Below are 12,697 nucleotides of genomic sequence, written 5' to 3' on the forward strand. Positions count from 1 at the left end.
ACCAAAATTTGAGTTTTAGAACGGTTTTTTTTGAATGCCGGTGAGGATTTCAGGATTTTTGTCTGACTGTAAAGTTTCTTAAGATTTTGTTTACAAATTGGCAAATTTGCCAACCGTAGGGTAGTCTATTTTTTACTGATAATTCGGTTAAATGGTATAATTACTCACCATGTCAGAGTCAGGACTGTGCTAGGTCGCCTTATCGGATCGAGATTGTCCCCAGTAAAGGGAATGACCGCTGCCCGGATCTGAACTACCCAGGATAAAATACGGAGAAAAAATTATGTCAGATTTTCACGATTTTCTGAAACGTCAATATGCTTATGTCGCGATCGGAGAATTCAAACCGGGTAAGTTTGAAGAAGCCAAAAATTTGTATGAGCAGGCTGTGGCCACCTATACTAAAGAAGGTTTTGATGGGGCTTATTTGTTACAAGAACCCGGAACCGATAAAGGAATTGCAATTATTTTCTGGGAAAGCGCGGCAGATATGGAAGCAAATAAAAGCGACGCTCATCAGGCACTTTTAGAAAAGATGGGTCATTTGTTTGTCAAGCCACCAATTACCAATTTTAATGAGGTGGTGAGTGAAATTGAGCCAAAAGCATTGTCAATGGTTTAGGCGGGTTGATTTTGATTTCGTGAGTTGGGATGTCGAATTCTTCCTAATATTAATAGTGTCGGCTTAACTCAACGTAAGAACGAGGAGAAAATTGTTTTCTGCCTCGTTCTATTTTTTGTCCCGGATAGGAATTAAGGCTGAATTACAGAGGCGCGATCGCTGTTCCCTTTCTCTCTGGAAAAAATCTATGATGATGTCATACCGGCGAATATCAGCTAAGAAAACAAGATTATATGTAATAGACGCCTGCTGATTTCCCTAATTAAAGGCTAACATCCGCCGATTTTGATTTTTGGTTTTTCCATAGCCATTTGCTAGTTAAACTTAAGAGATATACCACCCCAGCTACTAAAATAATGGTAGCGCCAGAAGTGAGGTTTAAAAAGTAGGATAACCAGAGTCCAGTGGTGGTAAATACTATCCCTAAAAAACTGGCCATTGCCATCATTTTTTTCAGGTCTTTGACGAATTCTCCACTGATAGCCGCAGGCATGGTTAATAAGGCAATCACCATGATTAATCCCACCACTCGCATCATCATTACTACGGTGAGCGCGATCGCACACATTAACAGCAGATAAATCGCATCTACGGGCACATTCCGCACCGTGGCAAAGGTTTCATCAAAAGAAATGGCCAGTAATTCTTTATAAAATAAAAATACCAGCAAACCAATGATTAAGTCAATGGCCAACATAATGATTAAATCACTGGTTGGAACCGTGAGAATACTGCCGAATAAGTAACTCATTAAATCCGCTTTATAGCCTTCAGTGATATCGACTAAAATGATCCCTAAAGCCATGCCTAATGACCACATCACCCCGATAATTGTATCGGCTCTTTGGGTGGTTTTTCTCTGCACCGTGCCCATACCCAAAGCAGCAATTAGACTAAAAGCGATCGCCCCTATAACTGGACTAAATTTAAAAAAATAACCTAAGCCAATTCCTCCATAGGCAGCATGGGCAATTCCTCCACTAATAAATACAATGCGATTTACTACTACAAAAGTGCCAATAATCCCACAGGCAATACTAACTAAAATACCCGCAGCGATCGCATTTCGCATAAACTCAAACTGTAAGGCTGAAATCATTGTTGTTGGTTGTTGGTTGTTGGTTGTTGGTTGGTTGTTGGTTGGGGTCTGGGGTGTGGGGGGAAGAGAGAAAAGAGAATAGAGAAAAGAGAATAGAGAATTTTCCTATGCATCCTATGCATCCTATGCATCCTATGCATCCTATGCATCCTCTTCCCCTACACCCTACACCCTACACCCTACACCCTCTCAAACCCCGCTCCGAAAGCCCCTCTCTTAAATATGCTCGTGGGGCGGAAAAACCCGATGGGGAACTCCGTGGGCAATTAAATCAATGGGACATTGATACGCAGCTTGGAGCATTTCCGGTTTAATTTCTCTATCATTGTGATAGAATAAGCGCCGATTTAGACAGCCCACAGTTTTCACATAAGAAGAAATGACGCCCATATCATGGGAAATCATTAAAATCGTGATGGATTGATTTAATTTTTGTAGTAATTCATAAATATTAGAGCGGACTTGGGGATCTACACTGGCGGTGGGTTCATCTAATAGTAATATTTGCGGTTCTGTGGCTAAGGCACGGGCAATATAAACCCGTTGTCTTTGGCCTCCAGATAAGTCCCCAATGGTGCGATCGCGCAAATGGAGCATATCCACATTTCTTAAAGCATTGGCGACAATTTCATTATCTTTAGCATTATAAGTTTGAAAGATGCCGCGTTTGCCTAATCGCCCCATTTTTACCACATCCCAGACGCTAATAGGAAAGCTGCGATCGCATTCTACTGCCTGGGGGACATAGCCAATATATCGCCGTCCTTGTTTAATCGATCGCCCCAAAATTTTCACCTCACCTTTAGTAATTGGCAGCAGTCCCAGCAACACTTTTAATAATGTGCTTTTGCCGCCACCGTTGGGGCCAATCAGTCCAATAAAATCCAGTTCTTTTACCGATAAATTGATATCTTCCAGGACAGAATCTCCGTTATAACCCGCCCAAAGATTTTGGATGGCGATCGCTTCTAGGGCAACATTGGGTTTTTCTACGGATTCGATGGTTGTAGTCATCATAAGTTTAAGTATTGTTAGGATTGTTAGGGTTGATTTGGCAACGATGCGCGAGGATTATCTCAAGACCAACTCATCAGAGGCAAGCAATCTTGAGTTAGCCATGATTAAGGGAATATCCAACGCACTATTTTCCCGTAGTACCTGAGCAAAATTTTGAGTTATCCGCTCCATTTCTTCTAGCCAATTCGACATTAAAGTATTAATCATAATCACCTCACCATTAATTTCCTGGGCAATAGTTTCGGCACTTTTAGTGCTAAATTCTGGCTGGACAAAAATCACTCTAATATTTTCTTCTTTAGCCTGACTAATTAATTGGGAAAGTTCCGCTGCACTGGGTTCTTGTCCACCCACTTCAATGGAAATCATTTCTAATCCATAGTCATCGGCAAAATAACCCAATGATGGATGAAACACCATAAACTTCCGTTGCTGAATTCCGGCCAAACTTTGCCTAATTTCGGCATCAAGTTGCTCGATATCTGCTAAAAACTGGTCTAAAGCAGCCTGATATTGAGCCTGATTTTCTGGATCGAGTTCTACCAAGGTTTGATAAATTGTCTGTGCCTGAATTTTTACCCGTTGAGGAGACAGCCAAACATGAGGATCGAAATTTTCATTTAGTTTTTCTCCCGCTTTCTCTTCACCTTTATTTCCGTTTTCATCGTGTTCGTCTTCGTGTTCGTGTCCTCCTTCCCCGTGATGATGATGGGCAACCATTGGCAATAATTTCATTCCCTGGGTCGTATCAATAATTGGCATTTTCGGGTTAGCGGCTTTGATCCGATCCATCCAGGCTTTTTCAAAAGAAACACCAATACTTAGATATGCTTCCGCTTCCGCAAGCGATCGCAACTGTTGCGGTTTCGGTTCATAAGTATGTGGACTATCTCCCGGTTGCACCATGACATTGACATTAACATTTTCGCCCCCAATACGTTCTACAAAATATTTCTGGGGCAAAATACTCACGGTAATATCCAATTTTTCCTGGGTTTTTGGGGCTGGTGGCTGACTGCAACCTTGAAATACTGCCCCCAAACACAGGGCGATCGCCACCACAGACCAGCGATATGACTTTTTCACTTGATTGTCCATTGAGAATATGTCGATTTTTTGGGAATGATTATCATTTTTTTCATTATAAGGCATAAGAACCCCGCCGATGCCTATCCGCAGATTTTTTGCCATCGGCTTTTTTAGGGTTATTCTTTGTTGATTATTAGTTATTAGTTATTAGTTGTTAGTTGGTGGTTGCCAGAGATGCCCTATTGCTTGCCGTTCTGTTGATTCAAAACGTTGACTCAAAACATAGATAAAAATGCCAGAGGACGACTCATATTTTCGGCAAAACCGAGAATGCCGCGATCGCGATGTTCATAGAGTAAATTTCCTTGATTATCAAATAAGAAAGTGCCGCCCCTTTGGGTCATATAAGCGGCATTGGGGACATAAGTTTTCCAATTACTTAGCACTTCCGTCATGTTTCTCAGTCGCAGGGTAGCTAATTCAAAAGGACGCTGAAAACCCGTCCCTCCTGCCATGTTAAAAAACGCACCTTTCAACGGTGGTAATGGTGCCGCTTTAACTACTTCTTCATCACCGATTAATTGGGGGGCTTGGCGATCGCCCCGATAGCCGCGAAATACTTCCCCTAAAGTTCCCGGGCTGCCAATTCCCGCACACATTAGCATTAAATTAATCCAGGCATTTTGCCCTGGGGAAAGACCGGGTAATTTTAAGGATAATCCCGGATAAAGTTCTAATTGTTGATGCAGTTCCGCATGAGGATCGACAAATAGCCACTCTGGGGGAAATCCCGTATATTCACAAAATTTTAACCCGGAATTGCGATCGCCAATTCCCACTGCCCGAATCGCAATTCCTTGGGATTTTAATTGTGCCGCTTCTCGCTGCAACCACCAAGCATATTCGAGACTATCAAAATCCCCTAATTGTGACCAAATTAGTATTAAGAGACGATGAGCAGACTCACAATCACTGAGAATGGGGACAAAGGCGCGGTTCCGCGCAGCGGATCCCTTAAGGGAATCGCTGACTCTTTCTCGTTGGGTTTGCTGCAAAATAGCGTAAGGATTCATGGCAATATGGGCATAAAAATTGATCGTAATTATTTTACTACATTTGGAGACAAAAGTAATCACCACAGAGACACAGAGGACACGAAGAGATATCCCCTTTGTGTCCTCTGTGTCTCTGTGGTAAAAAATTAATCATATTTTATTTCTAAAGTATGATTGTTAAATTCATTTACTTTGTGATAAAATTACAATATAATATTTATGTTTGATTAAAAATAAAATATTGAATTACTCAAATACCATGAATCAACCATAACGACTGAAGATCAGCAGGATTAAGCTTAATGGTTTTAAATCAATCCATCCAGAAGGAGAAATTATTCCCCTGAAAGATATTACTATTTTACTGGGAGCTAATGGCTCTGGCAAAAGTAACTTAGTCTCATTTTTTAATCTACTCAATTCGATGATGAATGAGTCACTTCAAATATATATTGGAGAGAATGGGGGAGCCGAAACCCTGTTGTATTATGGTCTGAAAAACACTAATTGTCTGAGTGCATAAATAGAGTTTACCAGTGATGCAAACCACCCGATTTACAAATTTTATTTGTCTCATGCTGCCGGGGATACAATGATATTTACTCAAGAGACAATTTGTAACCGGGCAGAAGCAGGAAAAATTCCATATACATTAACATTCGATCCCGGTTTGAAAGAGTCGGGATTGCCACAGCGTTGTCAATCTCCTAACCAATCTATAGAACGGACTGTATTTGAGCTTTTACATCGCTGCCCGGTGTTTCAATTTCACGATACATCCAAACAAGCAAAAATCAGAAATAAGGGATATATTGATGATAATATATTTCTGAGAAGTGATGGCGGTAATTTAGCCGCATTTCTCTATGGGATGCGAAACAATCATCAAAACCATAAGTATTATCAAAAAATTGTGAGATATATTCAAAAGATTATGCCTCAATTTGGGTATTTTCAGTTAAAACCTTCTCGGCTGAACGAAAACTACATTATGCTTAATTGGCAAGAGAAAGGCTCTGATTACCTATTTGGTCTGCATCAGATTTCTCATGGAGTTTTGCGCTTTATGGCAATTGCGACTTTACTGCTGCAACCCCCAGAAATATTACCGGGTTTAATTATTCTTGATGAGCCAGAGTTAGGATTACATCCTTCGGCAATTTCTGTCCTGGCTGGAATGGCAAAAATTGCCAGTATTAATTGTCAAATTATTATGGCCACTCAGTCTCCTCGATTAGTGGATGAGTTTGCTCCAGAAAATATCCTGATTGTGGAAAGAAATAGTCAGAAGGGTTGCAGTGAATTTAAAACTTTAGATCGGGAAAATTTAACTGAGTGGCTGGAAAGATACAGTATGAGCGAACTATGGGAGAAAAACGTTCTCGGAGGGCAACCGTGAAAAGGTTGATTAGATTACATATTACTGGGGAAAGTTTTTTCCAGTTGCATAAACCCGGTTTCTTGAGCTAAAATAGTCAGAAAAGTTCGCAGGACTAACAGCCATGACGAATACATTGATTAAACCGGAAGCGGTGACATCGGAAATCATGTCCTTAGAGGACTTTCTCAACTATGATGATGGAACCGATGCGTGGTATGAACTAGAGGATGGGAGATTACTATTTATGCCTAGTGAGAGCGACATAAATCAACGGATTGCCATGTTTTTGTTAGCCCACTGTCTTCAACGGGGTATTCCATTTTATCGGTTCAGAATGAAGATAGAAGTGGTAGTGATGGGGGGACGGGCAACGGTGCGGGTGCCAGATTTACTGGTACTTACTGAAGAATTGGCGCAAGTTATGACCGGGGCAACTCGTTCGATTGTTATGCTAGATATGCCGCCGCCGGAATTAGTTGTAGAAGTAGTTAGCCCCGGAAATGAGAATAAAAATCGCGATTATCGCTACAAGAAATCGCAATATCAAGCCAGAGGAATTGGGGAATATTGGATTGTCGATCCGATCCAAGAAAAGATTACGGTGTTAACTCTTGTAGAAGGTCTTTATGAGGAGGCAGAATTTACGGGAGATGCGATAATTGCTTCGCCTTTTTTGTCCGCATTGAACGAAGAGTCACCTTTGACTGTGGCGCAAGTTTTGCAGGCAGGAAAAAGTTGAAAGTTTTGTTACTTTATTACCACAAAGACACAAAGGACACGAAGAGATATCCTATTTGATATCCCCTTTGTGTCCTTTGTGTCTTTGTGGTAAAAAGAAAATTCTTAAATTACCAAATTAACCTAGATTAACCCAGATTAGATGCGACTACGGTCAAGGCTAACAATCCGCCAACCAATAGCAGGGCTAAAACTGCTTGAATGGCATAGTTGCGCTTTTGCGTGGCATTGGGTGGTTTGGCTTGGTAAACTTTGGGTTCGATCGCAAAATTATTGAGAATTCCGCCTTCTTCTTCTGTATATGGCATTGGTTTAAAGTATCTCCGTTTTTGATGACTTTTGTTTTTGTGTGGTAATAATCATTGCTGACGATTTAAGGAAAATCTATGAAAAAGCCGCTAAAATTCATTCTTAATAGAAATCATTCATACCTGTTTTGAGTATGTGCGACTAGCGATCGCCAGAGATTATACTTATGGTTATGCTTATTGTACCAAAAATTAGCCCCTGGGGATCGCTAATTTATCAACTTATGGGCAAACGGGCAAATTAACTGGTAATCGTCCCAGTTAAGGGAGAACTGGCACTGGCGATCGCTTGCACGGGAATCCGACCAGCGCAATAGGCTAACCGTCCCGCTTCCACCGCTAAGGCCATTGCCCGACCCATTGCTGCCGGGTTTCGGGCCATAGCGATCGCGCTATTAATCAACACCGCATCAGCGCCCATTTCCATAGCCATTGCTGCTTCCGAAGGCACCCCAATCCCGGCATCAACCACCACCGGCACTTTCACCGTATCAATAATAATCTCAATATTCGCGGCGGTCTTAATCCCCTGACCGGAACCAATAGGGGAACCCAAGGGCATCACCGTAGCACAGCCCACCTCTTCTAACCGTTTCGCCAAAAGCGGATCGGCATTAATATAAGGCAACACCGCAAAACCTTCTTTTACCAATTGTTCTGCCGCTTGCAAAGTGCCAATCGGGTCAGGCAGCAAATACTTAGAATCAGGAATCACCTCTAACTTGATAAAGTTATTATCTTCTTGGCCTAAAAGTTTAGCCATTTCCCGACCCAACCGGGCGACCCGAATCGCTTCATCAGCGGTTTGACAGCCTGCGGTATTGGGCAGCATCCAAATTTGGTTCCAGTCGATCGCCTCTGCTAACCCTTCATGTCCAGCAGCATTAGTTTGCACTCGTCGCACTGCCACGGTGACAATTTGACATTGACTTGCGGCAATACTATCTTGCATCTCTTTAATATTGCGATATTTGCCCGTCCCGGTAAACAAGCGGGAGCGAAATTTTCGTCCGGCAATCACCAAAGGTTCTGGGTCTAAAGCCTCCAATAACTTAGAATTAGCGGGTTTTGCAGAAACAGCAGTCGCGGGTAAATTAATCATGGAATTCACATCAGAAGAATTAGAGACTTCAGCAGGGGAATTATGGTTAAAGGAATCAGCAGATTGATCTGAAACCGTCGGATAAATTTTGGTCACGGGGATGGGATTTGGACTAACTGGTTGTGCCGCCGTAACAAACCGCTGCCAATGGAAATGCGCCAACAAAGGATCGGCTTTTTGGTTGATCACCCAATCCCCAATTAACGCCGCTGTAACCGGGGCTAACAAAATCCCATTGCGATAATGACCCGTCGCTAGGGTGAGATTTTCACAGTGGGACGGCCCCAAAATGGGCAATTCATCAGGGGTTCCCGGTCGGAAACCCCACCAAAATTCTTGAATGGGATAGTCTCCCAGGGGCGGATACAAACGAGTGGCGCGAGCGAGTAATTGCTGCATCTCGTTGGCGGTGTTCCCGGCAGTAAATCCCACATTCTCACTGGTTGCCCCAATAATAATCCGGCCATCCCGTCGCGGCACAATATAAGTACCCGGCCCATAAAGTACCCGTTGCAAAGGTAATTCATTCAGGGGCAATAAGGGTAATCGATGCCCATAATTGGCTTGATTGGTTTCATCCTCAAAAGGTGATTGGGGGACGGGGACTCTCACCGAAAACATTTGTCCTTTTTTGGGATAAACCGGGATGGGCAATAATTGGTTAGACCAGGCTCCCGTTGCCAAAATATAATGGGCTGCGCTTAAGTCTCCCGCATTCGTTCGCAGGGAAACCACCCGCCCTTGCCGTTGTTGAAAGGCTTCTACGACGATGCCATCGCGCAATTCTACCCCTAATTCTTGGGCGGCGATCCGTAAGGTGCGACTTAATGCCCGGTTATCCACTTGACCATCTTCGGGATACCAGTACCCACCGACGATATCATCGCCAAGTCCTTGCTGATATTGATGGATAGTTGCCCGATCTAGCCAATACGCGGGGGTGTCAGGGGCGGCTGAATTGGCTGAATTAGCTGAATTGGCCTGATTTTGGGTCGTTTCCAGGGTTTCTGGGTAAACGGGGGCGAGAATGCCACAAGGCCAATAGCCGGTTTGACTGCCGGTGAGGTCTTCGAGTTTGTCGATCCAGTCGGGATATAGCGATCGCGATTTCAGGCATAAGTCCAACATTGCCCCAGGAGCGATCGCCTCTGCTTGAGGGGCCAACATTCCCGCAGCGGCATTTCCCGCACTAGCCCCAAAATCGCGACTAAGTACCGTCACATTGGCTCCCCTTAACTTCAAATCGATGGCAATACTTAAACCGATCGCGCCACCGCCTACAATCAAAATGTCATTTTTTTCGTTCATATCTCTATCTTATGGATGAGTAATTAGATACTTTGGAGATTTTATGAGAAATTCGCTCAAATTTTCCCTAACTTCTTCTTAAATTTTACCGAAATTTTATCCTAAATTGTGCCTAAGTTAATTTATTGGCTATTTCTTGGTTATTTTTTGGCTAATTTTTGCTAGATCATAGACAAAGCATCGATTAACATTTTTAATCAAAAAAATATCACAATTACCAAAATTTATGCTATAATTATGATGTGAATTTGAGGGTTTACTTTACAGAGGTTTCTAGATTAATAAACCACAGCCTGCGGGGATTAAAATCTCCGACTGTAGGGGTCAACGGCCGTTGACCCCTACAGTCGGTTAAAACCGACTTTCGCTAAAAGCGGCGGGAATTCATTCCCGGTCGGTTAATGTGTTTTCCTCAGTAGGAAACCGCTGTAAATCACCCTTAATGGCATTGGGGTCAGTTGATATTTTCGATCCTAAAGATTTGCTAAATAATTCCATCTTCTTCTAGGTCAGCTAGTAGAATTAATCTATCATCTAAATGTCATCTAAATGTCAAAATTGAGCCGCTATTGAGCCGCTATTGAGCCGCCAATAGTCAGCGATCGGCCTAGGGCATCAATCCCAGGCGATCGCGATCGGCTGACCCGAAAATGTTTACGCGGGGTTTACGCGGGTTTGACGCGGGAAATTTAGCCTTCTGGCTTCCAAACAGCCGTATCTCCTTGTCCCCAAAACCCATCAAATTTAGTCACTTGGACATCCCCAAGCACTTTTGTTTGACAGGATAAGCGCAGATTTTTGGTGGCAGAATGAGGAGGGAGCGATCGCCGAGTGCGATCGCGCCAATTAGGTTCAGACACTTCCCCTGTCACCATCACAGCGCAAGTGCCACAACTGCCAATTCCTCGACAATTAATCAAATTAGCTTGATCATTATAGAGGTCAATGCCATTACGGAGTAAAACTTGGCGCAGATTAGCCCCGGATTCACAATCGAATGTTTTCCCTTGAGCAGTTACTTTTGGCATAATCTTAGATTGCAATTATCTGGCGTAAATTATCTAGCGTAAATATTCTGATTAAGTAGGTGGGCAGAAATAAATGCACTACAGACCAGATCGGGAGAAAAACTGTCATTCCCGCTTCGGGCGGGAATCCAAAGCCTATCGGCGGAGAACGAAAAGTGCAATTAATTATGTTCACCTACTTATTTTAAGCTTATTTTAAGCGGAAACCTGTCTAAAATCATGGCAAATCACCGGAAAAACTCATAATGACAACCAATCAAAAAAAACACATCGTAGTTTACGACACCACCCTCCGAGATGGAGCCCAGAGCGAAGGCTTATCTTTATCCATTGAAGACAAATTAAGAATTGCTCATCGTCTAGATGAAATGGGCATTCCTTTTATTGAAGGGGGATGGCCCGGAGCGAACCCCAAGGACCGGCAATTTTTCTGGCGGTTAAAAGAAGAACCCCTCACCCATGCGGAAGTAGTCGCCTTTTGTTCCACCCGCAGACCGGGAAAATTAGCTGCTGAAGACCCAATGCTTCAAGGGATTTTATCCGCAGAAACTCACTGGGTGACAATTTTTGGCAAGTCCTGGGATCTCCATGTCACCGAAGGACTGCACACCACCCTAGAGGAAAACCTGGCGATGATCTGCGACACCATAGAATACCTTCGCAGTCAAGGGAGACGGGTGATTTATGATGCGGAACATTGGTTTGATGGCTATAAACAAAATCGAAAATATGCCTTAAAAACCCTAGAAACCGCCCTGAATGCCGGGGCAGAATGGCTGGTTTTCTGCGATACCAATGGCGGCACCCTGCCCCACGAAATTACGCAAATTGTCCGAGAAGTCTTTCAGGCTTTGCCCCAAATTCAGGCAACCGGGGTGCAGTTGGGTATCCACACCCACAATGACTCGGAAACTGCCGTAGCAAATGCGATCGCAGCCGTCCTGGAAGGGGCGACAATGGTACAAGGCACCATCAATGGTTATGGGGAACGTTGCGGCAACGCCAACCTTTGCTCATTAATCCCCAACTTGCAACTCAAATTAGGCTTTCATTGCATTCCCCAAGCCGAACTAGAACAACTAACAGAAACCAGCCGACTGATCAGCGAAGTAGCCAACCTAGCCCCCGACGAACACGCCCCATTTGTAGGCTTATCTGCCTTTGCCCACAAAGGCGGCATTCATGTATCGGCGGTGCAGCGAAACCCCCTCACCTACGAACATATTCAACCGGAAAAAATTGGCAACCGACGGCGCATTGTCATTTCCGATCAAGCGGGACTCAGCAATGTCTTAGAAAAAGCCCGCAGCTTTGGCATAGACTTAAATAAAGAAGACGAAACTTGCCGAAAAATCTTGCAAAAACTCAAAGACTTAGAACATCAAGGCTATCAATTTGAAGCGGCAGAAGCATCCTTTGAACTGCTCATGCGCGAAGCCCTGGGAGAAAGAGAGCACTTTTTTGAAATGCGCGGATTTCAAGTGCATTGTGACAAAGGGGCTGGGGACATAAATTCTCTGGCAACGGTAAAAGTTACCATCAATGGCAAAGATATTTTAGAAGCCGCCGAAGGGAATGGCCCCGTATCTGCCCTTGATGCGGCATTACGCAAAGCCTTAATGAATTTTTATCCCGAAATCTCTCAATTTCACCTCGCCGACTACAAAGTCAGAATTCTCGATGGTGGGTCTGGAACTTCCGCCAAAACTCGCGTTTTAATCGAATCCCGAAATTGTCATAAACGCTGGTCAACGGTGGGAGTTTCCACGAATATCATCGAAGCTTCTTATCAAGCGGTAGTGGAAGGCTTAGAATATGGTTTAATCCTGCACAAACAAGCCAAACTTGCGGTGACAAACGCATATTCTTAGTCGGGATAATCTGTCATTCCCGCGAATGCGGGAATCCATCATTGTCGGGAGAATCTGTCATTCCCGCGAATGCGGGAATCCATCATTGTCGGGAGAATCTGTCATTCCCGCGAATGCGGGAATCCATCATTGTTTTCAG

General features: G+C 43.6%; 11 protein-coding genes and 1 pseudogene. 4 read left to right on the plus strand and 8 right to left on the minus strand.

The window, feature by feature from the left end; translation table 11 throughout:
• The first annotated feature begins 283 nt into the window (after positions 1 to 283).
• Complete coding sequence (locus ABWT76_RS12155; RefSeq protein WP_054469630.1) at positions 284 to 622, plus strand: antibiotic biosynthesis monooxygenase; 339 nt, start codon at positions 284 to 286, stop codon at positions 620 to 622.
• Positions 623 to 884: 262 nt separating this feature from the next.
• Here the strand turns inward: ABWT76_RS12155 and ABWT76_RS12160 are convergent, their stop codons facing one another.
• From ABWT76_RS12160 to ABWT76_RS12175, 4 genes are all read right to left on the minus strand, one after another.
• Positions 885 to 1,721 (minus strand): metal ABC transporter permease, encoded by an 837-nt coding sequence (locus ABWT76_RS12160; protein ID WP_054469641.1) that lies wholly within the window; start codon positions 1,719 to 1,721, stop codon positions 885 to 887.
• Positions 1,722 to 1,937: 216 nt separating this feature from the next.
• Complete coding sequence (locus ABWT76_RS12165) at positions 1,938 to 2,738, minus strand: metal ABC transporter ATP-binding protein (RefSeq protein WP_231636939.1); 801 nt, start codon at positions 2,736 to 2,738, stop codon at positions 1,938 to 1,940.
• A 54-nt stretch (positions 2,739 to 2,792) separates the two neighbouring features.
• Entirely contained in the window at positions 2,793 to 3,890 is a 1,098-nt protein-coding gene (locus ABWT76_RS12170; protein WP_199318039.1) for a metal ABC transporter solute-binding protein, Zn/Mn family, read from the minus strand.
• Between the two features lie 152 nt (positions 3,891 to 4,042).
• Positions 4,043 to 4,840: a peroxiredoxin-like family protein gene (locus tag ABWT76_RS12175; protein WP_054469632.1), complete on the minus strand. Its 798-nt coding sequence runs from the start codon at positions 4,838 to 4,840 to the stop codon at positions 4,043 to 4,045.
• 574 nt (positions 4,841 to 5,414) lie between these two features.
• On the opposite strand from ABWT76_RS12175, the gene ABWT76_RS12180 reads away from it, so the two are divergent.
• Positions 5,415 to 6,221 carry an AAA family ATPase gene (locus ABWT76_RS12180; protein ID WP_354636183.1) on the plus strand — a complete coding sequence of 269 codons (807 nt, stop codon included), beginning with the start codon at positions 5,415 to 5,417 and terminating at the stop codon, positions 6,219 to 6,221.
• A 103-nt stretch (positions 6,222 to 6,324) separates the two neighbouring features.
• Positions 6,325 to 6,942, plus strand: a complete 618-nt coding sequence (locus ABWT76_RS12185) for a Uma2 family endonuclease (RefSeq protein ID WP_354636184.1) — start codon at positions 6,325 to 6,327, stop codon at positions 6,940 to 6,942.
• A gap of 127 nt (positions 6,943 to 7,069) precedes the next feature.
• On the opposite strand, the gene psb34 is transcribed toward ABWT76_RS12185, so the two are convergent.
• The 4 genes and pseudogenes from psb34 to ABWT76_RS12205 all read right to left on the minus strand — a co-directional run bounded on the left by psb34 (position 7,070) and on the right by ABWT76_RS12205 (position 10,687).
• Complete coding sequence (psb34, locus tag ABWT76_RS12190) at positions 7,070 to 7,249, minus strand: photosystem II assembly protein Psb34 (protein WP_054469633.1); 180 nt, start codon at positions 7,247 to 7,249, stop codon at positions 7,070 to 7,072.
• 241 nt (positions 7,250 to 7,490) lie between these two features.
• Positions 7,491 to 8,297 (minus strand): thiazole synthase, encoded by an 807-nt coding sequence (locus tag ABWT76_RS12195; RefSeq protein ID WP_369817803.1) that lies wholly within the window; start codon positions 8,295 to 8,297, stop codon positions 7,491 to 7,493.
• Positions 8,298 to 8,543: 246 nt separating this feature from the next.
• A pseudogene (thiO, locus tag ABWT76_RS12200) lies at positions 8,544 to 9,659 on the minus strand (glycine oxidase ThiO); the annotation flags it as partial.
• Positions 9,660 to 10,348: 689 nt separating this feature from the next.
• On the minus strand, positions 10,349 to 10,687 hold the full coding sequence (locus ABWT76_RS12205; RefSeq protein ID WP_354636185.1) for a 2Fe-2S iron-sulfur cluster-binding protein: 339 nt from the start codon (positions 10,685 to 10,687) through the stop codon (positions 10,349 to 10,351).
• A gap of 245 nt (positions 10,688 to 10,932) precedes the next feature.
• Here ABWT76_RS12205 and cimA point away from each other — a divergent pair, with 245 nt between their 5' ends.
• Positions 10,933 to 12,558 carry a citramalate synthase gene (gene cimA / locus ABWT76_RS12210; protein ID WP_354636186.1) on the plus strand — a complete coding sequence of 542 codons (1,626 nt, stop codon included), beginning with the start codon at positions 10,933 to 10,935 and terminating at the stop codon, positions 12,556 to 12,558.
• Positions 12,559 to 12,697 lie beyond the last annotated feature (139 nt).

It is taken from the genome of Planktothricoides raciborskii GIHE-MW2 (assembly GCF_040564635.1).
Taxonomy (GTDB): Bacteria; Cyanobacteriota; Cyanobacteriia; order Cyanobacteriales; family Laspinemataceae; genus Planktothricoides; species Planktothricoides raciborskii.

Excerpts from the sequence above, each read along its gene's own strand:
- ABWT76_RS12185 (WP_354636184.1), top strand. The coding sequence starts at position 6,325 with ATGACGAATACATTGATTAAACCGGAAGCGGTGACATCGGAAATCATG.
- cimA (WP_354636186.1), top strand. The coding sequence starts at position 10,933 with ATGACAACCAATCAAAAAAAACACATCGTAGTTTACGACACCACCCTC.
- ABWT76_RS12170 (WP_199318039.1), bottom strand. The coding sequence starts at position 3,890 with ATGCCTTATAATGAAAAAAATGATAATCATTCCCAAAAAATCGACATA.
- ABWT76_RS12155 (WP_054469630.1), top strand. The coding sequence starts at position 284 with ATGTCAGATTTTCACGATTTTCTGAAACGTCAATATGCTTATGTCGCG.
- psb34 (WP_054469633.1), bottom strand. The coding sequence starts at position 7,249 with ATGCCATATACAGAAGAAGAAGGCGGAATTCTCAATAATTTTGCGATC.
- ABWT76_RS12180 (WP_354636183.1), top strand. The coding sequence starts at position 5,415 with ATGATATTTACTCAAGAGACAATTTGTAACCGGGCAGAAGCAGGAAAA.
- ABWT76_RS12160 (WP_054469641.1), bottom strand. The coding sequence starts at position 1,721 with ATGATTTCAGCCTTACAGTTTGAGTTTATGCGAAATGCGATCGCTGCG.
- ABWT76_RS12205 (WP_354636185.1), bottom strand. The coding sequence starts at position 10,687 with ATGCCAAAAGTAACTGCTCAAGGGAAAACATTCGATTGTGAATCCGGG.
- ABWT76_RS12175 (WP_054469632.1), bottom strand. The coding sequence starts at position 4,840 with ATGAATCCTTACGCTATTTTGCAGCAAACCCAACGAGAAAGAGTCAGC.
- ABWT76_RS12165 (WP_231636939.1), bottom strand. The coding sequence starts at position 2,738 with ATGATGACTACAACCATCGAATCCGTAGAAAAACCCAATGTTGCCCTA.